Raw genomic sequence first — 26,669 nt, 5'->3', positions numbered from 1 at the left:
ATGCAATATGAATTAATAACGATATTAGGCCCAACAGCCTCAGGCAAAACTCGTATGGCTGTGCAGCTAGCGGCACAGCTAGATGCCGAAATTATCAGTGCAGATTCAAGGCAGGTTTACCGTGGAATGAACTTAGGGACAGGAAAAGACCTAGAAGAGTATCGTATAGGCGATAGAGAGGTGCCATATCACTTGATTGACATTGTAAATGCAGGCGATAGTTATCATATTTTTCAGTTTCAAAAAGATTTTCAAAAAGTATTTAATGATATTCGGAATCGAGGTAAAATTGCTATTCTCTGTGGAGGAAGTGGCTTGTATTTGGAGGCTGTTTTGAGGGGGTTTCAATACACTGCTGTTCCTATTGATGAGGAGTTGCGTGCAGTATTGCTTCCTTTGTCACAGGAGGAGCTATTAAAAAGATTTGGATCATTATCTTCTTTTGTGCCCAAAGCAGATACATCTACACATAAGCGTACCATCAGAGCCATCGAAATAGGAGAGTATTTGAAGACGCACCCTGAGTTTGAATTACCTCAGCAACAAGCTATCAATTCTATTATTTTCGGATTAAATCCTCCCTTGGAATTACGAAGAGAAAAAATTACAACACGTTTACATCAACGATTGGAGCATGGAATGGTGGAGGAAGTAAAAGCACTACTCAGTGCAGGTGTGAGCTCTGATAAATTGATATTTTATGGACTAGAATACAAATGGATAACCGAGTATTTACAAGGTACAATAGACTATCAAACCATGTTTGATCGATTGAATGTAGCAATACATCAATTTGCCAAAAGACAAATGACTTATTTTAGGAAAATGGAAAAAGAAGGTTTGATTATCAATTGGTTAGAAGTAGAGCCGTTTACTCAAATTCAAGAGTTTTTATAGGCTTTTTTAGGAGTGTTTTGTTTCTTTGTTTTAGAAAAATCGTATAAATATTACAATTCGATTAGGGTTTGCCTGTTCAAAGTTGTCATTGTATCAAATTAGAGATTTTTTCACACTCTTTTCACTCCTATCCAAAATGTCAGTCGTTATTTTTGCCCTTATATTATTAGGAATGGGACTTTACCTTTCCTATTCTGTGAGTAGTACTCACAAAGAAAAGAAATTTTCAAAATAAGAAAATTTTATCTGTGCTTGATTTGTAGTAAGATGATATAAGTACCAACATATTACTTACTAATTCATAAGTGTTCCTGCTTTGTTAAAGACAATTAATCTGAAGGGTTTGAAATTTGAGGATATGATAAGTACCTTCAAATTTCAAACCCTTTTTTGTAGCTTAAAAATCATCATCTAATACTTCCAAAATATTAATGAGTTCGTCCATATTAGCAAATCCTGGTCTAATCTCTTGTCCACCTTTCAAAGCCAATCCTTTAAATCCTACTTCCTCCAACAATTGATTGGCGTTGTCTTCGGTAACACCAAACCCTAAAATGATGGGGTATTGTGCCGCCCAAGTTTCTATTTGACTAGTAATGGCATCTATTGGTGTAAACTCATCCGAATTTTCTAATAAAAAATAGGTAATATATCCAGCAGTCGATTGAAATAAAGCTGGAAGATTAGCTTCTGCGAAATCAGTTTTGAGAATAATTGGCAAGTTCAACTCTTTCAACGTATCTAAATCAGGCAAATCACTACCTGAATTAGCCGAAATCTGAATAGCATCTGGTAAGAAAACACTTACCATCTCTTGAATATGCAAAGCATTATTTGAGTTGGTTTCACCTACGATTTGAACGCCTGCAAGCCAACCTCTCATTTCTTTGTATTTCTCAAAAGGAACATTGTCCATCGAAAATCCAATATATTCAACGCCCATTCCTGCACAGTAACGAGCATCCGATAAATTATTTACCTCCGAAACCTTAACGATAGTTTTTAACATAATTGTTTTCTGCTTGTAGGGAAAAACGTTTACCCTATAATTTTTGCAAAAGTACAATTTGACTAACTCAGAACCAAAAAGCTAGCCATGGTGTTAGAAAAATATTGTATTTTTGCAAAAGAATATTTGGTTGAAAAAAAATGTCAATCTTTGATTAATACTATTAATGTATTGGCAACAATAATCAGCTTATTATTGAAATATCATATTAAAGAATAACGGAGGACTTTGAATCCTCGCCGAAAACATGAGTAAACACGGAAGAATTTTAGTCGCCATGAGTGGCGGTATCGACAGTTCGGTGGCAGCAGTAATGCTTCACGAACAAGGTTACGAAGTAGTAGGTATGACCATGAAAACATGGGATTATGCTTCCTCTGGTGGTACCAAAAAAGAAACAGGTTGTTGCTCTTTAGATTCAATCAACGACGCACGTAATATTGCTGTTGAGTTGGGTTTCCCTCACTATATCCTCGATATTAGAGAAGAATTTGGCGATTATGTAATCAATCACTTTACGGGTGAATACTTGGAAGGACGTACCCCAAACCCTTGTGTAATGTGTAATACGCACATCAAGTGGGATGCGCTTTTGCGTCGTGCCGATAAACTTGATTGTGAGTTCATCGCAACTGGTCACTATGCTAATATTCGTGAAGAAAACTCACGTTTTGTTATCTCTAAAGGTGTTGATACTTGGAAAGATCAAAGCTATGTATTATGGGGTGTTTCTCAAGAAAGTCTTTCTCGCACCAAGTTACCTTTGGGACATTTGACCAAAAGTACCATCCGAGAAATGGCAAAAGAACGTGGCTTTATGGATTTGGTCAACAAATCTGAAAGTTATGAAATTTGTTTTGTGCCAGACAACGATTATCGTGGCTTCTTAAAACGACGTGTAGAGGGATTAGAAGAACAGGTACGTGGTGGAAACTTTGTAGACACTAGTGGCAAAGTATTGGGGAAACACGAAGGATATCCATTCTATACCATCGGTCAACGCAAAGGTTTGGGTATTGCATTAGGCTATCCTGCTTTTGTGACAGAGATTCGCAAAGAAACCAACGAGGTAGTTTTGGGACGTGACAAAGATTTGGAGCGTGATGGTATGTGGGTTGGACAATTGAACTTATCAAAGTATGCCTCAATTCCTGATACCTTAGAAACCATCACTAAGGTTCGCTATAAAGATCAAGGAACACCAGCTAAAATCATCCAAGATGGCGAAAAAATTAGAGTAGATTTTCATCAGCCTGTATCGGGTATTGCGCCAGGTCAAGCGGCGGTTTTCTACGAAGAAAATGATGTTGTAGGCGGAGGCTGGATTACAAAATCATTCAAACAAGATGCAACTTCAGGCATTTATGCAGCTGTAGTACAATAAAATAGATACATAAATTATTGTGGGCTTTTTTCAAATTTCTTTGAAAAAAGCCTTTTTTTTTACCAAAAAACAAGAAGAAGCAAAGTTTATAAAAGAAGCTATCTTCTTTTTGTTTAACCAATTACTAAAATTTTACTATTTTTGAATTTCTAACCATAATGATAACTATGAAATATAATCAACAATGGCTCTGTGAAAAGTACAACTACGGAGAGCCAATTAAATATCTATTTTTCTGGGGGCATCAATCTGCAAAAGATGGAAGCCTCTCAAAATCGTGTTTTAGCCAGTGGTGGCAGTCACCATTTAAAGTGAATCAAGAGGTATTTGAAACAGCCGAACATTGGATGATGGTGCAAAAAGCTAGGTTATTTCAAGATGAAGCGTCTGCTCAGAAAATCTTACAAGTGAAGAGTCCCGCAGAAGCAAAAAAGCTTGGCCGATCGGTAAAAAATTTTAATTCAAAAACTTGGGATACCTATAAATTTAATATTGTTGTAGAAGGTAATTTTCATAAATTTTCACAAGATATAGCCTTAAAGGAGTTTTTATTAACGACCAATAATCGAGTTATCGTAGAGGCAAGCCCTGTCGATTCTATTTGGGGTATTGGTATGGCATCTGATCATCCAGACGTTGAAAATCCGATGGAGTGGGAAGGCGAAAATCTATTGGGATATGCACTTATGGAAGTGCGCGATAGGTTGCTGAACTTTAGGCAATAGGGATCAGGCATTAGGGAAAGAGTATCTAATTTGTATGAAATGACATCTTATTTCATAGGACATAATTCATAGCATTACTCCTAATTATCTGGAGTAATGCTATTTTATTTTCAAATGGAAATAATTCCCTATTTCAATTTCTTAGGTTCAACGCCTTCGAAAGTCATTTTTACATCTTTAATGGTACCGTCTTCGTTAAAATACAGATGATCGACACATACCACACGATGGTCACGGTCGAGATTAGGAATTGGGCGACGGTGATACACAATGTACCAGTCATCAGACTTAGGAGAATTGATTACAGAATGATGCCCAGCACCAGTGGCAACCTTTTCATCTGCCACTAAGATAGTTGACTTTTTCTCAAATGGTCCCCAAACCGAATCCGCTACGCCATAGGCCACTTTGTACGTTCCATTTGTCCAGCCACCTTCCGACCACATCAAATAATATTTACCCTTGCGAATAAACATAATGGGTCCTTCCACATAGCCTTTTGGCGTGATTTCTTTAACTATTTCACCGTTTTCTAAAGGTATCAAACCTGTAAAGTCAGATTTGAGTTTGGCAATATTACAATGTCCCCAACCTCCATAAATAATATAGTATTGGCCGTCTTTATCTTGAAAAACTGCCTGATCAATAGGCTGAGCTTTGTTATAAAATTGATTGATAAGAGGCTTACCAAGATAATCTTTATAAGGGCCTTCGGGTTTTGAAGCTACTGCAATACCTATTCCGCCCACTTTATCATCCTTATCTGGATTATTGGGACCAAAGCCTTTCCTTTCAGAACTTTGAATATCATTAGCCGAAAAGAACAAAAAAAAATGCTTTCCTTTTTGTACGATTGATGGAGCCCACATAGCTATTTTTGCCCATTTGATGGCTGTGGTATCCAAAATTTTAGGATGTTTTTTCCAATTGACCAAATCTTTTGACGAAAAGGCATCAAAGAAAACCTGGTTTTTGTATTTGGCCGAAAAAGTAGGGAAAACCCAATATTCTTTATTTAAAATGACCGCTTCAGGGTCAGCATACCAACCCTCAAAAATGGGATTGCCAGAAGTCTTTTTAGGAGCTTGAGCAAACACATTTGAGAGGGTAAAAATTAATGTTAAAAAACAGTAAATAGAAAATTGCGATATTGATTTCATAAAATTAGGATTTGATTATTACCCTAATTTATGACCAATAAAAATTGAATCCAAGGTACTAACTTACTTCAGCAGGACATACCCCTGTAGCATAATTACTAACCCTGTTGACAATACGTTAATATTTACTTTACAAAAAAAATTGAGTCACAAGATAAACATTTATAGGTTTTTACAGGGATACTTAAGATTGTTCTAAAAATATCATACACAAATGGAGTTTGTACTCTTTGTCCGTAGTTTTGGTGACAACATGGGCATTGATTTTTAATAGTGGTTCTATTTTTCATTCTATAAAAATAGAGCATACCAATAATTACACTCACAACAAGAGCTATTGCTGTGAGAAAAACTAGGTTTAATAGTTCGGCTTTCATGAGTTCTAATTATTTAAATATAGTGTGTTAATGTTGAAAATGTATTAAATCAAAATAGTTTAAAGTAAGAGGTTTACATAAGCACTGTGCAGTTTAAAACAAGGCTTATAAAGTTTTCTTGATAATGTTTGCCAATAGGTAAAATACACCCATTACTAAGTGTAACTTCTTGAACACTAAATTCTATTAGGTGGTCAATGTTAATCAAATAGGAACGATGAATACGAATAATTTTTTCGTAATTCAAAGAGTTTTCTATTTGCTGAACACTTGTTTTTAGAAGGTATTTTTTTTGATTGCTTGTAATTAATTCTACATAATTGCCTGAGCTTTTTGCAAAAACTAAATTCTTATATGGCATCTTAACATATAAGTTATTTTGCTTTACAAAGACGTACTCGCGTCCATTGTTTTCTTTAGGTTCGAGTGTTGGCGAGATCGAAAAACTATCACTTTTTTTTAGATAAACCATTTAATACATAAGTGTTTGAAAGCAACTAATTTGAAAATAGAAGCTTGAAACAATGCTTTTCATTTTAATTGCCTAGGGTGAATGTTTAATAATATCAAAAATTAGGTTTTATATTATTCTAAAAACGGACAATTTAAGAAGTACTTAGGCGCAATAAAATGATAATGTTGATGATTTTTTAGTAAATAGAATCCCTGTTCGAAGGGCAATACCTTTGAATGTTTTATCTTAGAAATATGCAAGAAGAGTGGTACGACTGATTAATGTTAGGCAAGAAACTATTGAGTTGAATTCATAAAGTGTAGATGATAATATATGATTAAATACTATTGTTTTTTTTATTTTATGGTGAAAATTCTTCAGTTATCTTTTAGATTCTATACAAATCTCGTGAAACTGGAGACAGAAACCAATATCCTATTAGATATAAATTTATACTTAAAGATAATTAGAAGCAAATTTTTTTTGATTGTTAATCAACAATTTATGTTATTTCTTTAAATCCTTATATTTGAAAGTGAGCACAGAGAACATTTAGCAATAATCGGGTAGGATGTGTAGTGCAAATCCATAAAATTTGCTTTATAAAACCAACAAAATGTATGAGTCTTTTTTTATATAATGAGCATAATGCTCATATCAATTGGCTTCCAAAAGATGGTATAGTCAATTACCATGGCAAACTTTTTTTAGAAGAAGAAGCCAATATGTTTTTCGAAAAGCTTTGGAATACCATCGATTGGAGAAATGATGAGGCGATTATTTTTGGTAAAAAAATCATTACCAAACGCAAGGTAGCATGGTATGGCGATAGGCCGTTTCGATATACATATTCAAAAGTCACCAAAGAAGCTTTGCCTTGGACACCTGAGTTACTAGCACTCAAGAATCGAATAGAAATAGCTACTGGCGAAACTTTTAACTCATGCCTTTTAAATCTCTATCATTCTGGTGATGAGGGGATGGCCTGGCACAGCGACGATGAAATTGATTTGAAAAAAAACGGAGCTATTGGGTCGATTACTTTTGGTGCAGAGCGCAAGTTTGCTTTTAAACATAAACACTCTGGCGAGAAAGTAGAGATGTTATTAGAGCACGGAAGTTTGTTGGTGATGAAAGATACAACCCAGACTTTTTGGTTACATCGCTTACCACCAACCAAGAGAGTTAGCAAGCCAAGAATCAATCTCACTTTTCGCACTATTGAAAACCAGCACTGATGTATCAAAACTGGCTAAATCGCTTGGATTTTGCGCTCATAATACCAAACTATTTTGTCGAGTAGTACATCTCCGCCTCCATAAAAAAATACGGCTCCCATTGGAGGGTTGGCGGTCGCTAGTCCTCCATAAGTGATTGGCCTCCAAGTCCAACAGTTGTAATAGGTTCCAATTAGCTCGGTGGTGAATACTGCCAAACCAATAAAAAAATAGACATTTTGCCATCTTTTACGTCTTACCAGTATAAAAAACAAAAGACCAAATAATAGGGAAAAATCATCATTTAAGAAATAGCCAACGCTTAAGAACACAAGAGCATAAAAGGCAATAAAGATAGAACGAAGCGTATTGTCGTGTTTTATAACCCATTGGTTTTTGGCAAAAATATATCCAGTGGCATAAACAATACTATGCCCAAAAGGTACATAAAATGGGACATAGGGCGTTCGATAGTCATACATTCCGACACCATTACAAAATATTAATTCGCCAAGATATGATAAGAAAACCATGATGAATAATAGTTTTCGTAAGTGAGCATCGCTGTATTTAAACAAACTCGAAAAATAAAGAATAGTTAGGACGTCAGCTAGGTATCTACCCTCAAAAAAGCGCTCTACAAAGTAGGGTGAATCAATAAATAACAACAGAGCAATAAAAGGAAAAAATCCCCAAGCCAGAGTAATGAGTGCCTTAAAGTTTTGTGTATGATGGTTAAAAATGGGTTGGGAAAGAATGTACTTCATCTAAATATCAGATATAGTCAAGAAATATATATCTAACTTTCTTATTGAAGAGCGACCATATCACTACTCAATAAGAAAGTCTTGGATAAGCTGATTTTAAAAATAATATAAATCTTCGATTTTAAAAGGGAATAAACTACACAAATACAGTTTAAAATTAGCAAATGGTTTTAATCTTAAACCCAAAACAGCTTGTAAAGGTGTTTATCGCCTTTACAAGCAGAGCGTTTTTTATTAAAAAACCAATGTTATTTTGTGCCAACTACAGGAAATTGTGAAATTCGCAAAGTAGTACACCCATAGGGAATTAATTCGATGTCCTCTTCTAAATTACTTGCTTCTAAGCCATAAATTGGCGAATAAGGTAGGTGTCCAGCAGACTCATTATAAAGAGTCCATGTAGGGATTTTTTTAGCCTTTGTTCTAATTGTGATAGGAGTATTTTGGGTGTTCCAGGGGTAGCTTGAAATATGATTTGATTTTGTAGTTATAAAAAATGACTCTAACTTACTGTCAGGCATCTCAAAAATACCATAATTCCAATCTGTAGTAGGACGTGATTCTATATAGCTTTCGCCATAGATTTTTGAATCTTTGGTATTGATCATTCTTTTACTTTCCTCTCCAATTTTTAAAGCGTATGTAATTGGTCCTCGCTCAATTGATAAGGAATTTTCGAACCATTTATTTTTGAAAATATGCATTGGTAATATTAATTCTACGATATCGCCATTTTTCCAAATTCTATTTAAATTAACGATTTGATTTCCTTCAATTTCTTGAAAATCTTTACCATTTACTTTTACAATAGCCTTTTTACACCAAGCAGGAATCCTCAAATGAAAAGGGAAACTGTCTGATTTGTTGAGAGATAGCGTAAACTTGATGCTTTCGTCAAAAGGGTAATTGGTTTCTTCAAGTACGGTAAGCATGGTATTTTTACCAACCAAAGTTTTCATCTCATTGGATGAATATACCAACGCTGCGATACCTTTATCTGCGGTTGTGTACCAAAGATTTTGCGTGAATTTAGGCCAACCTTGGTGCATATTAGAAGTACAGCAAGGGTAACCTGTGAGTAAGCCAAAACACAAATCTGTTCCTCCATGATTGTCACCAAAATTGCGTTGATGACGAGTAGCCATGACCTGATTTGCTTGTTGGAAATATTGCCTTTCCATAAAATCATCGGTAATCTGAGTGGGTAAGGCGTTGAAAGCAAGTTTTTCTAACTGATCTGCAAAAGATATATCACCTGTAATTTCAAGAGCTTTTTCGAGGCTAAACATCATTTCTACAATTGTACATAACTCAGTTCCTTGGGTTGGATTATTGCCATGCAAAGCTTCATCTCCACCATATCCGCCATTTGCAAAACCATTATAATGACGAATATCTATAAGCCCTTTCTTTACGGCTTCAAGGTATTTAGCTTCTTGATGTTTTTGATAATAAATGATAGGTTCTTTGAGTCCCTGAGCCAGATTCACGGTGTGGATACTTCCAAAATGAGTCAAGAAATCTGTTTGAAGAAACTGATGAGTAAAGTCAAAAGATTGTTTGTGTAGCAACTCTCCAAGGTCTAACAAAAAAGGCTCATGGGTGATATCATAAAGCCAATATACTGCCATCAGATTGTCTGCAACTCGGAATTTTGCCCAAAAAGTCCAATGGTCAAGTGGTTTCTGAGGAAGTTCTTTTAATTGATAACGAAAGTAATTAGACATCAAAGTAAGCACTCTTTTGTCTTGAGTAGCGGAGTAATATTGCTGTAAAATCTTCAGCATAACCATCTTTGGCCACCAATCATGACTGTTGTCTCTTTGTATTCCAGCTTCATAGTCATAGTCTTTAGAAGGTCCAAAGTATCCATTTGGTTGTTGACTTTTTATACTCCATTCTATCCAAGGTTTTACTTTCGCAATTAGCTCTTTATCATCAAGAATATAGGCTAAGGGTAATAGCCCATCAATCCAATACGGACCACGTTCCCATTGGTCTCCATCACCGCCAAGCCAACCGTTGCGTTGTCCCATTACCAAAGGATACAACTCATCCAATTTTCCTGTTGATCCATTTTTTTGTGTCAAAAGCATTTCGCGAAGCCATCCTTTGGGTTTGATAGCACCTAAGGGTAGGGGCTGATAGTAGTTGCTTTGTGCCTGAAGGCAATAGGAAGCAATAAGGCAGAGTACTGCCAACCATGGTGTTGTTCTTTTTTTCATAGAAAATTTTATAGAAAATAGATTTATAGTGTATTAGTTGTTTGTGAAGAAAAAGATGTTTTATGATATCTTGTATTGGTTTCAAATGAAATAAACAAAAACGCTAAATCATCTTATTTCTTCAGACATAACTAATTCGTGGATGATTTATCCACTGCTAAAAATAGAATAAATTGCCCAATATGATATGCAGGGTTAGAGGGCAATAGAAGTAGGGGTATCAATACTGTTGAGCTCTATATTTCGGTAGGTACTTATTATTGTAGAAAGAGAGAATAAGGTGCAAAAAAATACACGCTACCTCCATTTGAAAGACTTATTATCGATAGCTCTCATAGTACACAAAATACCGTCTAAATGGTCATATTCATGTTGGAGCAATTCAGATAGATCATCTTGCATATCCCAAACCTGCTCTTGCCAATTTTCGTCAAGGTAGCGAATTGTAAGACTTTTATGACGCTTTACTTTGACCAAGAGACGAGGAAAACTCATACAATCATCCCAAAGCTCAAATAATTCTTCACTGAGATTTTCTAAAACTGGATTAATAAATACTACAGGTTTATCGATATTCATATAAATCACTCTTTTCATAATACCCAACTGCGGCGCAGCAATGGCTCTTCCAAAATTGTACTTTTCTCGTATTTCCTGCATGACTTGGTGCAGGTCAGCTGCCCACTCCTTTACCAAAACAAGTTCATCTTTTGTAACTTCTTGGCATATCTCATAAAGCCGAGGGTCGCCCAATACTAGCAAATCATCTAGAGTTTTCATTTTTGAATCAATTATTTATGCAAAATCTGGAATATCTATTTAAAAAAAGTAGTTTAAATTTACAGAAGAATATGAGAATTTTAGAAACTATACAGATACAAAATGGCAAGGTATTACAATTACCTTATCATCAAGCGCGCATGAACGCTGCCCGAAAGCAACTTTGGCAGTGTGAAGATGACATTGAATTAGCTCAGATTTTGACTATTCCTGAGGAATCCAAGGGCGGAATTGTGCGTTGTCGAGTAGTATATCAACAAGAAATAGAAGAGGTGCAGTTTATTCCATATCAGTGGAAAACTATTCGGAAAATAAAAGTGATAGAAACCTCACCGATAGATTATGCCATCAAATGGCTGGAAAGAAGTGTTTTTACACAATTACTTCAAGAAAATCCTGACGCAGACGAGTTGATTATTACACAGAATGGATGGGTTTCGGATGCCACTATTGCGAATTTGGCCTTTTGGGATGGAAAACAATGGTTTACCCCCGATACACCTTTGCTAAAAGGAACCAAAAGACAATATTTGTTGGATACTCAGCAAATACAAGAAAAAGCTATCAAAGTTGAAGACCTAAAGCATTTCGAGAAAGTATGCCTAATAAACACCTTTCGAGACTTGTCACATGAAGAGGCAATTATTCTTTAATGTATTAAAAATCACAATTCACTTTACTCCATCACAACTCACTCAATAATTCCGTGGCAGAAGAACAAAAGACACCTTCGTTTTTATTAAGACAAAAATTTCCATTTGAACCAACTGTTGGTCAGGTTGAACTTTTTCAGAAAATGGAAAAGTTTATCCTCAATACCGACGATTTTGGTCCATTATGCTTTTTGTTAAAAGGATATGCAGGTACAGGAAAAACCACGGTGATTTCGACAATAATTAAAGTTTTGCCCAAATTTGGCTATAAATCGGTATTGTTGGCACCGACAGGGCGTGCGGCAAAAGTCATGTCGAATTATTCGAAAAAAATAGCGTTGACGATTCACAAAAAAATTTATCGCCAAGTTGCCAATCAATATACAGGTAGCTTAGAGTTTCAGCGCCAAAATAACTACGCTACCAATACCATTTTTATCATTGATGAATCCTCGATGATTTCGGATGATGCCGAGTTTGGTACTGCGGGTTTGCTCACCGATTTGATGGAATATGTGTTTACTCATCCTGAACTGGATTATAATGGTAACAAAATCATTTTTGTAGGAGATACCGCCCAGTTGCCACCTGTGGGTAAATTTATGTCGCCAGCGCTGGAAAAAGTTTACATGGAAGGACAGTTTCATTTGGGCGTTTTGGAGCAAGAACTTACCGAAGTAATGCGCCAGGATGCCGAATCTGGGATTTTGTATAACGCTACTCAATTGCGTAGTACCCTCAGCACCAACAAACCGAAAATTTCTTTTGTGACCAAAGGATATAGAGATTTTTATAAGATGACTGGCGAAAAGCTAGAAGATGGCTTAAACTATGCTTATCGTAAATTTGGTAGAGAAAATACCATTATTCTAACGCGCTCCAACAAGACAGCGGTACTTTATAACCGATATATCCGACAACAAATATTTGCCTTAGACGATGAACTATCGGTAGGAGACCTATTGATGATTGTACGAAACAATTATCATTGGCTTGGAGAAGATTCACCCGCTGGATTTTTAGCCAATGGTGATTTTGTGGAGGTTATGAAAATTCGGGGTGTAGAAGAAATGCACGGGTTTCGCTTTGCGACCCTATACTTGCGTTTGCTCGATTATGAAGATCACCCCGAAATCGAGGCAAAAGTACTTTTGAGTACTTTATATTCTAATAATCCATCTTTAAATAAGGATGAAAGTAAAGCACTTTACGACTCTGTAGCCTTGGATTATGAGCATATTACAAACAAAAAAGATCGTATCGCCGAAATCCGTAAAGACCCCTATCTTAATGCGCTACAGGTAAAATTTGCTTATGCGCTTACTTGCCATAAATCTCAAGGTGGTCAGTGGAATGCGGTGTTTGTGGAACAAGGCTATCTGACAGATGAACAAATCAATGAGGACTTTGTGCGTTGGCTTTATACAGGTATCACACGTGCAACTCATGAAGTATTTTTAGTCAATTTTCATAATGAGTTTTTTGATTAGAAATTTGGTAATTTTCCCCAAAAAATTGATAAATGATAATGAGTTTTAAGTGATTCAAAATCTAAAAGACTGAGTTTTTCGTATTTTTCCAAAACGAGAAACTTATGAAATACTTACTTGTCTTTACTTTGTTTTGGATGAAAACCAATTTAGTGCCGAATGCTACAGTTGAGAAAGTTGATTTAAGACGCTATTGCGGTGTTTGGTATTCGCTTTACTCTTTACCCACAATGTTTGACCGCAATACTCGCGAAACCACAGGGTATTATTCTCTCAATTCCAAAGGTTATTTCGATGTCGTAACTACCTACAAAAAAGGAGATGACGAGGACGTTCACTCTGTCAAATCCAAAGTTTTTCCAGTTGTTAATACCAATAACGCTAAGCTCGAAGCACAATTTTTATGGCCATATCGAGTTGATTATTGGATTATCGAACTTCCCGAAGATTATTCTTATGTGGTAGTGGGACATCCAGAGTACAAATTTTTGTTTATCATGAGCCGCAAAAAGTCCATGCCCCAAAAGCAATTAGACGAGATTATAGCGAGATGTAAAGCGAAAGGCTATCCCGTAGATAAACTAAGCTCACAAAAGCATGATTAATGAATATCTGATGATATTTATTCTATCCATGTCGAGTGCCCTACTCGACAACTGGCGGTATCACATCGGATTACTTTTGCCAATTGGTCAGTGAGACACTGACCACGGACGCGATATGCGATGATATTTATTTCTCTATCTATGTCGAGTGTCCCACTCAACAACTGGCTATATCACATCGGATTACTTTTGCCAATTGGTCAGTAAGACACTGACCACGGATGCGATGAATATCTGATGATATTTATTCTATCCATGTCGAGTGTCCCACTCAACAACTGGCTATATCACATCGGATTACTTTTGCCAATTGGTCAGTGAGACACTGACCACGGATGCGATGAATATCTGATGATATTTATTTCTATCCATGGCGAGTGTCCCACTCAACAACTGGCGGTATCACATCGGATTACTTTTGGCAATTGGTCAGTGAGACACTGACCACGGATGCGATATGCGATGATATTTATTTCTCTATCTATGTCGAGTGTCCCACTCAACAACTGGTGGTATCACATCGGATTACTTTTGCTAATTGGTCAGTGAGACACTGACCACGGATGCGATATGCGATGATATTTATTTCTCTATCTATGTCGAGTGTCCCACTCAACAACTGGTGGTATCACATCGGATTACTTTTGCCAATTGGTCAGTGAGACACTGACCACGGATGCGATATGCGATGATATTTATTTCTCTATCTATGTCGAGTGTCCCACTCAACAACTGGCGGTATCACATCGGATTACTTTTGGCAATTGGTCAGTGAGACACTGACCACGGATGCGATATGCGATGATATTTATTTCTCTATCTATGTCGAGTGTCCCACTCAACAACTGGTGGTATCACATCGGATTACTTTTGCTAATTGGTCAGTGAGACACTGACCACGGATGCGATGAATATCTGATGATATTTATTTCTATCCATGGCGAGTGTCCCACTCAACAACTGGCTATATTACATCGGATTACTTTTGCCAATTGGTCAGTGAGACACTGACCACGGATGGACAGGTTCCTCTATTTATAATATCAATTAGTAGAAATTTATCAAAACAACCTTTTAGACTAAAGACGATATTCGTTTGTAAAGTTTGTTTAATAAACTCAATGTTAACAGCTATACATTTAACAAATAACGGTTACTTTCCTGATCTAAAAATTGATATTTATCTCTAAACAATATGCTATCTAGAAGAACCTTTTTGGCTTCTTTGGGAGTCTTGCCATTGACTACATTTAGCTTTGGAAAACCCAAAACAAAGGTTTTGCCTTTATCTGATTTTGTCAAGCATCTTGAACCAGTCGGTCGCCGATTGGAAATAGAAGGCTATTACGTTTGGTGCGCTTCGCCGATAATAGCTCCAGATGGGAAAGTGCATGTATTCTTTTCGAGATGGCCAGAAAAATACAAAATGGGTGGTTGGATTCATAAATCCGAAATCGCTCATGCTGTTGCTGATTCACCGACTGCTCCTTTTCAAGTGACAGGTACCATTCTTGCCCCAAGAGGCGAAGGATATTGGGACGCTACTACTTGTCATAATCCTCATATTCAGTTTGTAGATGGCCAATATTGTTTGTTTTACATGGGTAATTCCAATGGTAAAACAGACACCAAGCGTATAGGTATTGCTACAGCACCAAGTTTGGATGGCCCGTGGACTCGCTATGATAAACCGCTGTTAGAAGCGGGCGCCGAAGGTGCTTGGGATGACCATTGTACCACAAACCCTTCTTTTATCAAACATCCAAATGGTGAATATTGGTTGTATTACAAATCTTGGAATACGAAAGAATACCAAGAAGCTCAAGGTGCTATTCGAGGGAATCGAAAGTATGGTTTAGCGATAGCCAAAAACCTTATGGGACCTTATCAAAAGTATAAAGGAAACCCTATTGTGGATTTTTCAAGAAAAGGTAATAATGCCCAAGTTGAGGATGCTTTTACTTATTTAGAAAAGGGAAAATTTAAAATACTTACTCGTGATATGGGGTATTACAACCATGAAGTAGGTTTATTTATGGAGTCCCAAAATGGAAAAAAGTGGAGCGAACCTACGGTATCTTTTTTCCCTGCTGAAGCTTACATAACCGAACCACCAGCACCTGCGCACCTTAAGCGTTATGGTAGATTTGAACGTCCCCAATTACTTATGCAACACGGCAAGCCAACCCATCTTTTTACTGCTATGCAAGGAGGGAAGTATGCTACCTCTAGTTGTTTCGTTTTCCGCTTGAGCTAACATTTTACTACTAATATTCACTAATTTCTTTACCAATAAACCTGATTTATTTCATGAAAAAAATCGTAAGTAAAGTATTGCCCTACGCCGTGGGGTTACTGATGTCGCATGCTATTACTGCTCAATATCAACTTGAAAATTTAGACAGAGGTTTGGTCGCAGTGCGTACCAATCCCAAATCTGTTTTTTTGAGTTGGAGAATCCTTGGTACTGACGCCAAAAATCTTGCATTTAATCTTTATCGAGGCAAAACAAAACTGAATGCCAACCCAATTTCAGCTATATCTAACTGGGTGGATAGTAGCGGAGTTGAATCTGAAGAATACAGCGTTAGAGCCGTATTAAATGGCAAAGAGCAAAAAGCCTATTCTACCAAAGTATTAGCACAAAACTTTATTGAAATACCACTTAATATTCCTGCAGGAGGTATAACCCCAGATGGCAAACCCTATACCTATTCAGCATCGGATTGTTCGGTAGGAGATTTGGACGGTGATGGTAAATACGAAATTATATTGAAATGGGATCCGACTAATGCCAAAGATAACTCACAGCGTGGATATACAGGGAATGTCTATTTGGATGCTTATCGTATGGACGGGAAGCAATTGTGGCGTGTTGATTTAGGTAAAAATATCAGAGCAGGTGCCCATTATACTCAGTTTATGGTCTTTGACTTTGATGGTGATGGCAAGGCAGAAATTGCGTGTAAAACTGCCGATGGAACCACAGATGCAGCAGGGAAAGTGATTGGAGATGCAAAGGCTGATTATCGTAATGAAACAGGATATGTATTGGATGGACCTGAGTTTTTGACTGTTTTTGAAGGAATTTCTGGAAAAATTCTTGATTCAGTACCATTCACGCCTGAGCGTGGAGAGGTGGGAGCTTGGGGTGACAAGTATGGTAACCGAGTAGATAGATTTATTTCTGCTGTGGCATATTTGGACGGTAAACATCCAAGTTTGATTACTGGACGTGGCTATTATACTCGTTTGGTTAGAACTGCTTGGGATTTTGAAAAAGGCAAAATCAAAATGCGTTGGAATTTTGACTCCAACGATGCTGGAAACGAAGCTCACAAAAGTATGGGAAATCACCAGATGAGTATTGCCGATTTGGATGGAGATGGAAAGCAAGAGGTGATCAGTGGGGCTTCTGTCATAGCTTCAAATGGTAAAAGCTTTTATGCCAATGGCTTGGGTCATGGCGATGCGCTGCATGTTTCAGATATGGATCCAACCAGAAAAGGGTTGGAGCTTTGGCAATGTCATGAAGAACCAGCCAAATATGGAGAATATGGTATGGAGTTTAGAGATGTTTTAACTGGAAAACCTATTTGGGGAGTATCAGGAGAAGGTAAGGATGTGGGGCGTTGTATGGCTTCGGATATTGATCCAACACATTATGGATATGAGGTTTGGGGGTCTGTGGGAGGGCTCTATGACTGCAAGGGTAATCAGATTAGTGCGAATAGACCTCGTTCTATGAACTTTGCTATTTGGTGGGATGGTGACTTAACTCGTGAGTTATTGGATGGAAATCATGTAGATAAATGGGATTACCAGAATGGACAATTAGTTCGTTTGTTTACTGCTCAAGATTGTTCGTCTAACAATGGTACAAAGGCTACGCCTGCCGTTTCAGCCGATTTGTTTGGAGATTGGCGTGAGGAGGTTGTATTGAAAAAGAATGATAGTTCGGCGCTTCGTATTTTTACTACGACTATTCCAACAACCTACAAAATGCCAACTTTGATGCACGATGCCCAATATCGTGTGGCAATTGCGTGGCAAAACTCTGGCTATAACCAGCCTCCACATCCAAGTTTTTATTTGGGAGAAGTAGCACCGAAGTAATTTGAAAATTTGAAGATGTGTTGATTTGACAATGGATGATTAATAGCTAAACACCCGAATAGAAGTCATTCTGTATTTTGGGATACCTAGCTAGCAATATCATAACAGTTAACCAAAAAATGCGTTCGAAAAGAGCTTTTCGAACGCATTTTTTATACTATATCTCAGGGATAATAATCACTAATTTGCTCAATATCAACTCACTAAATTAGGGGCTAAATTATTCTGGAAGTAATTGGATAATTCTTCCTGGACCTTCTACCGAAATATAAATCAAGCCATCTGGACCTTGTTTTACGTTACGTACACGTCCGATGCTTTCCAATAGTTTTTGTTCTTTAACCACCTTTCCATCTTTGATTTCAAGACGACTTAAGTATTGATAAGCTAAACCACCAACTAACAAACTTCCTTTCCAACCTTTGTATTTATCACTTGTAATAAAAGCAATCCCGCAAGTTCCTATAGATGGGGTGTATTGGTGTTGTGGAAGCGTAACACCCTCTTTAGCAGGAGCTTTAGAAATTGTTTTTCCATCGTAGTTGATACCATAAGATACCACAGGCCAACCGTAGTTTTTACCTTTTTGGATAACGTTTACTTCATCTCCACCACGAGGACCGTGCTCTGATTCCCAAATTTCTTGTGTAGTGGGATTAAAAGCCAAACCTTGTGGGTTGCGGTGACCATAAGAATAAACTGTAGAAGGAGCAGAGTTTCCTTCTAAAATAGGGTTGTCGCTAGGCACTTTACCATCGTCTGTCATGCGGTGAACTTTTCCCCAAGGAATCGTAACATTCTGCGCATTCATGTTGGGCGATTCGGCACCGCCATAACTCGTTGCTCCACCTTCACCAATTGATAAAAACAAAAACCCTTTATTATCGAACTCAATGCGACTACCATAGTGATTGTACATTGTGTTGGTAGCAGGAGTTGTAAAAATCGTTTCAGTACCCGTAATAGCATCATCGCTGAGTTTGAAGCGAATCAAATTTAATTGTGATCCATCATCAGTGCCTTTGCTTACATAGGTCGCATAAATCCAACCGTTTTGAGCATATTTTGGATGAACTCTTAAGTCCAATAAACCACCCTGTCCTTTTACAAATACATCTGTTGGAGCTCCTGAAAGTTCAGTAGTTTTTCCACCTGAATAGCGGTAAAATTTACCTTGTTTCTCTGTAAAAAGTAAGTCACCATTAGGAAGAAAGTCCATTCCCCAGATAACATCCTTGTCATTAACTATGATGTTAGATTTGAGTTTTGGTTGAGTATCTGCGGTAGCGTTTTCTGTAGTAGGTTCTAATCCTCCATTAGTTTTGCAGGAGAATCCAGAAGAAAGAGACATGATTGATAAACAAGCACATCCTAAAAGTACATTTTTCATAATAATTGAATAGTTGGTTTTAATTTTTTTACAAAAGTATCATAATCAAGCTTTTCTCTGTCAGGGCTGTAGGGCTTTTGGTGCCAGATTGTGGAGCCATTCAAGAGTATTTCATGAAATCTGAAATCTTGATTTAGAGTTTAATTTTTTCTCCTTGTTGTGGAAAAATGATGTTTAATCCTAATATATTTTGAGCTTTTACCTGTTCAATGATTTTTTGCTCGTTGGTAGCTGGAGGTTTCAAATGCGTGATAACAACATTTAATCCTTTCATATTTTCTTTTCCAGCAAGGTCTGCCAAAACACTCATTTCTTTCATCAGCCATTGCGGTGTTAAGTGACCAAATAACAAATGATTGGGCTGTTCGTTGGGAAAAGAAACCTCGATAAGAATCCCTTTTAGTTGCTTACTTTTAACCAAGGGAGCTATATTCTTCCAAAGGTTTTTCAACTTACCTGCTTTTTCTAATTCATCAGCTCCTGTGTCTCCCAAATACAACACGTAGGAATCTTGATGTTTAATCAAAAAGGCTGTACTTTCAAAAGGTTCTATATGACTTAAAGAAAATGCTTTTACGGTCATATCTGTACCCGAAATATTTTGTTCAGTTTCAAGAGGTAAGGTTGCATAATGATATTTTTTCAAGAGTATCCCAACGCCTGCATCGCCAAAATTTACCCAAGTTTTATCATTGAAATAGTTTTCTTGCATAATACTCATACACTTCTGAGTGGCATAGATACTCTTGACTGTATCGCCAGGAGAATTAATAATAAGCCCCGAAACATGATCGAGATGAGGATGTGAAATAAAGTATCCTTTGATATATTTTCGCATCACTTGCGACGCTGGTAAAGTAAATGTCTTTTTCTCCACAGCTTTTTGCAAACCTGCATAAATCGTTCCTGCGTCTAATGCCACAAATTGTTCTGAACCACTCGCTCCAAGCATATAGCATGACATATTACTTTCGTCGGTGCCACCTTTTACTCCCAAAGGAATTAAGTCAAAGTGAGCTTTTTGTCCTAAAGTTTCTAGACTTAAAAGTGTTAATATTGTTAGAGCAAAAGTTTTTTGTTTGTTGAATCGTATCATAATCAAGAATATTAAATGCAAAGTAATTGGTCTAAATGAGACCAAGATTATCACTAATAACTGTAAAGTTAGTGGATTCGAAATTAAATTACGGTCGAAGTTCGGATTTAAAAAGGTTTGTACTTGTGTCTATCAATGTTGGAATACTTTTTGTAGAAATTTATAAAAAGAATCTTTTATAGGAAAAAGGAAAGAATAAAAATGAGAAATATTGCTTTTTATTTATCATTAAATTTCTATATTTAAAAAAAGAAATTATTCTTTCGGCATAATCATTGATGCTGTATCTTGTTTAATAAGATAATAGTAAAATAATTGTCCAAACCTGACTATTCTTTATATTGTTTCAACTCGTGTACTTATGTTTGAAAAAATCCTTAACAAATTTCTTAGCTTGATTGTCTTGCTCCGACACGGACGAATGACTCCAGATGTACGCTATTATTACCGTCATACTTATCGATGCCAGTTAACGCAACTTAAGTATGTTTTGCAAGACTATGTAATCAAGAAACCTTATAAGGAAATTGAGTTTCAAGGAGAATTTGCTCCTGAATTAGAATTTACGATTCCGTTTGCTTACTGGCACTACAAAAATGGTACGCTCAAAAGTACCAAGGCAGCGCTTTTTACCAAGGAAATGTACTTTTTTTCGCCACATCATGAAGAAGTCTTTGATGTAAGAACCAACGAAGGAAATTACAACTTTGAACTTCCTCGTGTATTGTACAGTCAAGATTATGATATGACCAAATGGCTTGAAGTGCCTTATAAAGAGCATTTTAAGAACAATGTTTATGTCTATGACAAACCGATGTTGATGATTGCTAATCGATACAATATGGAGTGGGGTGGAGCACCCATTAGTTTTTATAGTATCGAAGATTTGGACTTTATGATTAGTCACCTGAAAAAAGACTATACCATTCTTTATAACCGCCCACGCCCTCAGAATATCACCAATGATACCAGCGATATATACGAACTCAATGACTACGAATGGCTAGCCGAAACACATCCTGAAGTGGTGTTAATGGAGGATTTGTATAAAGAAAACAAAATCAAAGCTCGAAACTACAATCATTTTCAGTTATCGGTTTATGCCAATTGCGAGAAGTTTATCTCTATACATGGAGGTACTGCCGCTTTGGCGAGTTGCTTTAAAGGAGCCAATATTATTTTGTCTAAAAAAGGCCCAGAACATCATTTTGGTTGTTTCAAAACACTTTTTCCTAAACTTTCAGGAGCTACGATTTATCATGCCAAAACCAATGAAGAGGCGAGAGACTTTGTGCTAAAACATTACGTAAAATCATAATCGTATGGCAAACAACTATTGGCTAAAATCTGGCTTTTTGAATATTCTCCAAAGTTTGACTAATGTACTTTTTGGCTTTGGGGGATTTTATATGCTAGTGCGTGTTTTGGACAAAAATCAGTTTGGCGCTTGGACACTCTTTATGACTACTACCTCTATTTTGGAGGTAATCCGAAATGGGTTGATTGGCAATGCCTTGGTGAAGTTTTTGTCAGGCGCAAAGCCTGAAGAAAAGACGGCTATCGTTACTGCATCAGTAACGATAAGTGCATTATTATCAGTTTTTTGTGTGGTATTAAATCTTATTTTTTCTCATTACTTGAGCGTTATGTGGCATACGCCCGAGTTGGAACCAATGTTTTATGTGCACAATATTACTTTTTTGCTTTCGGGTGTATTGGCTATTTTTAATAGTGTAGAACAAGCTCATCTGGCATTTAATGGGGTTTTTATTACGACTTTTGTTCGCCAAGCAGTATTATTTTTGTTTATTCTGGTTTGTTTTATTACCAAGTTCACAATTCCTTTGGCGTATTTGGTTTATATTCAGATTGTGGCAGTTGTGATAGCAACTTTGATTGGATACAGCTACGCTAGAAAACACTTGACACTCGATAGACAGTTACACAAAGAGTGGATTAGTAAATTATTTCATTTTGGAAAATATACTTTTGGCACATCTGTAAGTTCGATTTTGTCAGGAACAATAGACCAAATGATGCTTGGAGCTATGCTTTCTCCTGTAGCTTCCGGGGCATTTAATGTGGCAGTACGAATCACAAACCTTATCGAGATACCAACCAATTCTATTGCTACAATTGTATTTCCACAAAGTGCCAAGCGTGCACAAGAGGGATTAGATGGAGTTCGATATTTGTATGAAAAATCTGTGGGTACAATTCTCGCATTGGTGATTCCTGCGATTATATTTCTTTATCTTTTTTCTGATTTAATCGTCAATATTATTGCAGGTGGAAAATACGATGATTCAATTCCTTTATTGAAAATCACTTTGTTATATTGCATTTTTGTACCATTTGGTCGTCAATTTGGTATTGTCATCGATTCTATTGGCAAAACCAAATTGACCTTCTCTGTAGTTGTTTTTTCAGCTTGTTTAAACATTGCTATGAACTACTTTTTGATTAGTTCACAAGGGGTGATGGGAGCGGCTAGAGCAACTTTGGTGTCAAGCTTTATTGGTTTTATCATCGGACAAGTAATTTTGTATAAAGAACTAAAAGTAAATGTGCTTCATCCATTTGTTTACGCTTTTAGATTTTATCCAGAATTTTATCACCAATATATCAAACCTCGTTTAAAAAAGGCTTGATTTGCAATCATTTTTAATGAAAAACTATTGAGTAATATAGAAGAGAGCAACTGGTTCAAGACTTCGTCTTGGACCTATTTTTTTTGAACAGTTTTAAAAATGTAGCAAGAGTGAGTCCGAGACAAGGTCTCGAAATAGAAAATAGACAAGCATCAGGATGATACATGATGGAGGGAAGACATTTGGAAGCTATATTTGATAGTTTAGGCTTATTCGGATTTTTTATCTTAATAAGCTATTCTTAATTGTATAACTTACCATTTTAACCGTGAAAAAAATCCTCAAAAATCTATTCATAGCATTATTTGTTCTTATAAGTTTCGCTTCGATAGGACAATCAAAAAGACTTAATTTACAAGGAACATGGCGATTTGCCATTGATTCCTTGGATAAAGGAGTACAAGAAAAATGGTTTTCTCAAAAACTAAAAGACAAGGTAATGTTACCAGGCTCCATGCTTGAAAATGGCAAAGGCAATACTGTAACACTTCAGACCCAATGGACGGGTAGTATATATGATAGTTCATGGTATTTTAATCCTCGAATGGCTAAATACCGCCAAGGTCCTCGCCCAAAATTCCCCTTTTGGCTTACTCCTAAAAAGCATTATGTAGGTGGCGCATGGTATCAACGTGATATTGTTGTTCCTGCTGACTGGAAAAATCAGCGTATTTGGCTAAATCTTGAACGTCCACATTACGAAACACGTGTGTGGATTGATAATCAGGAAATTGGTTTGCAAAATTCTCTTTGTGTAGCCCATGTTTATGATTTGACTGGAAAACTCAGCACAGGAAAACATACGCTAACAGTGCGAGTTGATAATAAAACCAAAGCAATCAATGTGGGGAAAGATTCTCACAGTATTACTGATCATACTCAAGGAAACTGGAACGGTATTGTTGGAAAAATGGAGTTGGCTACCGAAGGGCAAGTTTGGCTTTCGGATGTGCAGATATATCCGAGTGTAAAAGAAAAACTTGCTAAAGTAGTGATTCAACTGGAAAATAATCTGACCACTACCGTTTCTGGGAAAATTACCCTTTCTGCCAAAAGCTTCAATTCATCCAAACAACATTCAGTTGAACCTCTTGTGGTAGATTTTAAAGCGGATAAGGGAAGTAATACATTAACCTACACCTTACCGATGGGTGATAATTTTTTGACTTGGGATGAATATGCGCCAGCATTATACAAATTAAACGTACAGGTTTCTACAAATGAAGGTGTGCAGTCGGTAAGGGATGTTCAATTTGGTATGAGAGATTTTGCTATCAACGGAACTCGTTTTGAAATTAATGGACGTCCAATATTCCTGAGAGGAACGGTCGAAAACTGCCAGTTTCCATTAACAGGTTATGCCCCGATGGGTGTGGCATCTTGGGAAAAAGTTTTCAGAAAAGCCAAATCCTATGGGCTTAACCATTTTCGTTTTCATTCGTATTGCCCACCAGAAGCTGCCTTTATTGCTGCCGATTTAGTGGGTATTTATCTGCAACCTGAAGGTCCAAGTTGGGCAAATCACGGTTCGTCTTTGGGCGATGGACATCCGATTGATCAATATATAATGGACGAAACCAACCGTATGGCGAAAGTTTATGGGAATTATGCTTCCTTTTGTATGTTGGCATACGGCAACGAACCAAGAGGAGGAAAGCAGGTAGATTATTTAACAAAATTCATTAAATATTGGCAAGCAAAAGACCCTCGTCGTAAATATACAGGTGCTTCGGTAGCAATGAGTTGGCCATTAGTTCCTGCTAACGAATATATGATTAAGTCAGGACCAAGAGGTTTACCTTGGGACAAACTCCCATCAAGTAGTACTGATTTTGGAGATAAGGTCAAAAACTTTACAGTTCCTTACGTTACTCATGAGTTAGGTCAATGGTGTGTATTCCCTAATTTTGATGAAATCAAAAAGTATAAAGGACTTTATGAGGCTCGTAACTATGAACTTTTCCAAGAAGATTTGAAGGATAGAGGAATGGCTGATAGGGACAAAGATTTCTTTATGGCTTCAGGAAAACTACAAGCTATTAGTTACAAGCACGAAATGGAAATGGCATTTAGAACGCCTCTTTCAGCAGGATTTCAGATGTTAGGTCTCAACGATTATTCAGGACAAGGAACTGCTTTGGTCGGTTTGCTTGATAGTTTTTGGGAGGAAAAAGGATATATAGATGCCAAAGAATTCCGTCAATTTTGTGACTCAACGGTTATTTTAACTCGTTTTCCAAAATTTGTTTTTCAGCAAAATGAAAGTATCCAAATACCAGTTGAGTTGTTTCATTTTGGACAAAAAGCCTTGTCAAAAGCAGTAATTGCATGGCAAATTGTTAATTCAGAAGGAAAAACTGTACAAGTTGGTGAGTTTCAGTCCACTGATTATGCGATTGGAAATAACCTTTCAGTTGGAAAAATTACGTTTAATCCTCAGCAAATTAATCAAGCCCAAAAACTGTTACTTAAAGCGTCAATTAATGGCTCAGAAATTCAGAATCAGTGGACGTTTTGGGTATATCCAACAACTTTACCAGCTGTAAAATCAGAGGAAGTTTATTCATGTAATAGTTTAGATGAAAAAGCTTTGCAGGTTTTGGAAAAAGGAGGGAAGGTATTTTTGCAAGTCGCTGGCAAAATAGAAAGAGGCAAAGAAGTAGTCAATTATTTACAACCTGTTTTCTGGAATACCTCATGGTTTAAGATGCGCCCACCGCATACTTTAGGTTTTGTTTGTGATCCTAAGCATCCAGCTTTTCAATCTTTCCCTACTGATTTTCATGCCAATGTACAATGGTGGGAGTTAGTTCATAAAGCTCAAGTAATGCTACTAGACGAATTTCCGAAAGGTTTTAAACCTGTTGTTCAACCCATAGATACATGGTTTTTGAATAGACCCTTGGGTTTGATTGTGGAGGCAAAAGTAGGCAAAGGAAAATTATTGATTTGTAGCGCAGATGTTAGTTCAAATTTAGAAACAAGACCCGTAGCACGTCAATTAGCCTATAGTTTGCAGCAGTATATGGTCTCATCAGCCTTTAATCCACAGACTTCGGTTGATTTACAAATAGTGAAGAATCTTTTTGATAAGTCTTACAATCCTAATTTTAATACCTATACCAAAGATGCTCCTGATGAGTTGAAGGTAAAAAAGAATGGAATGAATCCCTGATAAGTGATAGATTAAAGTTCTCATTCCTTCTTGGGTACGACTTAAGTTGTATCCAAGAAGGAATTTTTTTGATATAATCTTTAACCCCTAAATCTTGTTACAAATAAGCCTATAAATGTTATAGTCAGTTTTTTTTAACTATTTGAAAATGAGTTTATAAGGCAAAGTACTAGGTGTTTTAGTAAGAATAGTTAATAAAATATTTTAAAAACATTTTGTGCTATTTGCTTCCTCATTTAACCCAAATTGCAATTGATTTTATCCTGAAAATTCCACTTTTAAGATAATTTTAGTGTAAAATGTTCAATTTAGTTGAGTATTTTATTCTCAAAACGGATTAATAAAATAATTTACAATAAATTAATATTTAATAATTTATTTTATTAATTTGGTTGCGAAATCCAACTAACACTTTCAAAACTAATTGCTACGAAATGGTTCATAGGATTTCAAAACCGCATCAACTTACCGTATTTAAACCATGAAAAACAACGAAAG

The 26,669-nt window shown here is 36.5% G+C and carries 20 protein-coding genes; 12 read left to right on the top strand and 8 right to left on the bottom strand.

Annotated elements, in window-relative coordinates:
* Nucleotides 1–897: a tRNA (adenosine(37)-N6)-dimethylallyltransferase MiaA gene (gene miaA / locus QM491_RS01180; RefSeq protein WP_283325425.1), complete on the top strand. Its 897-nt coding sequence runs from the start codon at nucleotides 1–3 to the stop codon at nucleotides 895–897.
* Nucleotides 898–1,294: 397 nt separating this feature from the next.
* On the opposite strand, the gene QM491_RS01175 is transcribed toward miaA, so the two are convergent.
* Nucleotides 1,295–1,906, bottom strand: coding sequence for a beta/alpha barrel domain-containing protein (locus QM491_RS01175; protein WP_283325424.1), 612 nt, complete (start codon nucleotides 1,904–1,906; stop codon nucleotides 1,295–1,297).
* A gap of 247 nt (nucleotides 1,907–2,153) precedes the next feature.
* On the opposite strand from QM491_RS01175, the gene mnmA reads away from it, so the two are divergent.
* A complete protein-coding gene (mnmA, locus tag QM491_RS01170; RefSeq protein ID WP_283325423.1) occupies nucleotides 2,154–3,290 on the top strand; it encodes a tRNA 2-thiouridine(34) synthase MnmA in 1,137 nt (378 codons plus the stop codon).
* A 167-nt stretch (nucleotides 3,291–3,457) separates the two neighbouring features.
* Nucleotides 3,458–4,015, top strand: coding sequence for a riboflavin biosynthesis intermediates N-glycosidase (gene ybiA / locus QM491_RS01165; protein WP_283325422.1), 558 nt, complete (start codon nucleotides 3,458–3,460; stop codon nucleotides 4,013–4,015).
* A gap of 128 nt (nucleotides 4,016–4,143) precedes the next feature.
* Here the strand turns inward: ybiA and QM491_RS01160 are convergent, their stop codons facing one another.
* Together QM491_RS01160 and QM491_RS01155 are read right to left on the bottom strand one after the other, a co-directional pair.
* Entirely contained in the window at nucleotides 4,144–5,175 is a 1,032-nt protein-coding gene (locus QM491_RS01160; protein WP_283325421.1) for a glycoside hydrolase family 43 protein, read from the bottom strand.
* 450 nt (nucleotides 5,176–5,625) lie between these two features.
* Nucleotides 5,626–6,024: a LytR/AlgR family response regulator transcription factor gene (locus QM491_RS01155; RefSeq protein ID WP_283325420.1), complete on the bottom strand. Its 399-nt coding sequence runs from the start codon at nucleotides 6,022–6,024 to the stop codon at nucleotides 5,626–5,628.
* A 602-nt stretch (nucleotides 6,025–6,626) separates the two neighbouring features.
* Between QM491_RS01155 and QM491_RS01150 the strand changes: the two genes are divergently transcribed.
* Nucleotides 6,627–7,244, top strand: a complete 618-nt coding sequence (locus QM491_RS01150) for an alpha-ketoglutarate-dependent dioxygenase AlkB family protein (protein WP_283325419.1) — start codon at nucleotides 6,627–6,629, stop codon at nucleotides 7,242–7,244.
* 14 nt (nucleotides 7,245–7,258) lie between these two features.
* Here QM491_RS01150 and QM491_RS01145 read toward each other — a convergent pair whose 3' ends face one another.
* The 3 genes from QM491_RS01145 to QM491_RS01135 form a co-directional block, all read right to left on the bottom strand.
* The gene (locus QM491_RS01145) at nucleotides 7,259–7,990 is read right to left on the bottom strand and encodes a hypothetical protein (RefSeq protein WP_283325418.1); all 732 of its coding nucleotides are present in this window, start codon (nucleotides 7,988–7,990) and stop codon (nucleotides 7,259–7,261) included.
* Nucleotides 7,991–8,238: 248 nt separating this feature from the next.
* Complete coding sequence (locus QM491_RS01140; protein ID WP_283325417.1) at nucleotides 8,239–10,215, bottom strand: beta-L-arabinofuranosidase domain-containing protein; 1,977 nt, start codon at nucleotides 10,213–10,215, stop codon at nucleotides 8,239–8,241.
* A gap of 297 nt (nucleotides 10,216–10,512) precedes the next feature.
* Nucleotides 10,513–10,995, bottom strand: a complete 483-nt coding sequence (locus QM491_RS01135) for a peptide deformylase (RefSeq protein ID WP_283325416.1) — start codon at nucleotides 10,993–10,995, stop codon at nucleotides 10,513–10,515.
* A 71-nt stretch (nucleotides 10,996–11,066) separates the two neighbouring features.
* Between QM491_RS01135 and QM491_RS01130 the strand changes: the two genes are divergently transcribed.
* From QM491_RS01130 to QM491_RS01110, 5 genes are all read left to right on the top strand, one after another.
* The gene (locus tag QM491_RS01130) at nucleotides 11,067–11,648 is read left to right on the top strand and encodes an aminotransferase class IV (protein WP_283325415.1); all 582 of its coding nucleotides are present in this window, start codon (nucleotides 11,067–11,069) and stop codon (nucleotides 11,646–11,648) included.
* Nucleotides 11,649–11,701: 53 nt separating this feature from the next.
* Nucleotides 11,702–13,138: an ATP-dependent DNA helicase gene (locus QM491_RS01125; RefSeq protein ID WP_283325414.1), complete on the top strand. Its 1,437-nt coding sequence runs from the start codon at nucleotides 11,702–11,704 to the stop codon at nucleotides 13,136–13,138.
* A 104-nt stretch (nucleotides 13,139–13,242) separates the two neighbouring features.
* Nucleotides 13,243–13,743, top strand: a complete 501-nt coding sequence (locus QM491_RS01120) for a lipocalin family protein (RefSeq protein ID WP_283325413.1) — start codon at nucleotides 13,243–13,245, stop codon at nucleotides 13,741–13,743.
* 1,195 nt (nucleotides 13,744–14,938) lie between these two features.
* Nucleotides 14,939–16,000 carry a glycoside hydrolase family protein gene (locus QM491_RS01115; protein ID WP_283325412.1) on the top strand — a complete coding sequence of 354 codons (1,062 nt, stop codon included), beginning with the start codon at nucleotides 14,939–14,941 and terminating at the stop codon, nucleotides 15,998–16,000.
* Nucleotides 16,001–16,053: 53 nt separating this feature from the next.
* Nucleotides 16,054–17,859 carry a rhamnogalacturonan lyase gene (locus QM491_RS01110; RefSeq protein WP_283325411.1) on the top strand — a complete coding sequence of 602 codons (1,806 nt, stop codon included), beginning with the start codon at nucleotides 16,054–16,056 and terminating at the stop codon, nucleotides 17,857–17,859.
* A 220-nt stretch (nucleotides 17,860–18,079) separates the two neighbouring features.
* On the opposite strand, the gene QM491_RS01105 is transcribed toward QM491_RS01110, so the two are convergent.
* Nucleotides 18,080–19,249 carry a PQQ-dependent sugar dehydrogenase gene (locus QM491_RS01105; protein ID WP_283325410.1) on the bottom strand — a complete coding sequence of 390 codons (1,170 nt, stop codon included), beginning with the start codon at nucleotides 19,247–19,249 and terminating at the stop codon, nucleotides 18,080–18,082.
* Nucleotides 19,250–19,382: 133 nt separating this feature from the next.
* A complete protein-coding gene (locus tag QM491_RS01100) occupies nucleotides 19,383–20,345 on the bottom strand; it encodes an MBL fold metallo-hydrolase (RefSeq protein WP_283325409.1) in 963 nt (320 codons plus the stop codon).
* Nucleotides 20,346–20,706: 361 nt separating this feature from the next.
* On the opposite strand from QM491_RS01100, the gene QM491_RS01095 reads away from it, so the two are divergent.
* From QM491_RS01095 to QM491_RS01085, 3 genes are all read left to right on the top strand, one after another.
* Nucleotides 20,707–21,663, top strand: a complete 957-nt coding sequence (locus QM491_RS01095; protein ID WP_283325408.1) for a hypothetical protein — start codon at nucleotides 20,707–20,709, stop codon at nucleotides 21,661–21,663.
* A gap of 4 nt (nucleotides 21,664–21,667) precedes the next feature.
* Nucleotides 21,668–22,996, top strand: coding sequence for a flippase (locus QM491_RS01090; RefSeq protein WP_283325407.1), 1,329 nt, complete (start codon nucleotides 21,668–21,670; stop codon nucleotides 22,994–22,996).
* Between the two features lie 268 nt (nucleotides 22,997–23,264).
* A complete protein-coding gene (locus QM491_RS01085; RefSeq protein WP_283325406.1) occupies nucleotides 23,265–26,171 on the top strand; it encodes an exo-beta-1,4-galactosidase in 2,907 nt (968 codons plus the stop codon).
* Nucleotides 26,172–26,669: the final 498 nt, after the last annotated feature.

Origin of the sequence: Flectobacillus longus (genome assembly GCF_030056705.1) — a bacterium.
Classification (GTDB): Bacteria; Bacteroidota; Bacteroidia; order Cytophagales; family Spirosomataceae; genus Flectobacillus; species Flectobacillus longus.
This window is presented reverse-complemented; position numbering and strand designations above follow the sequence as displayed.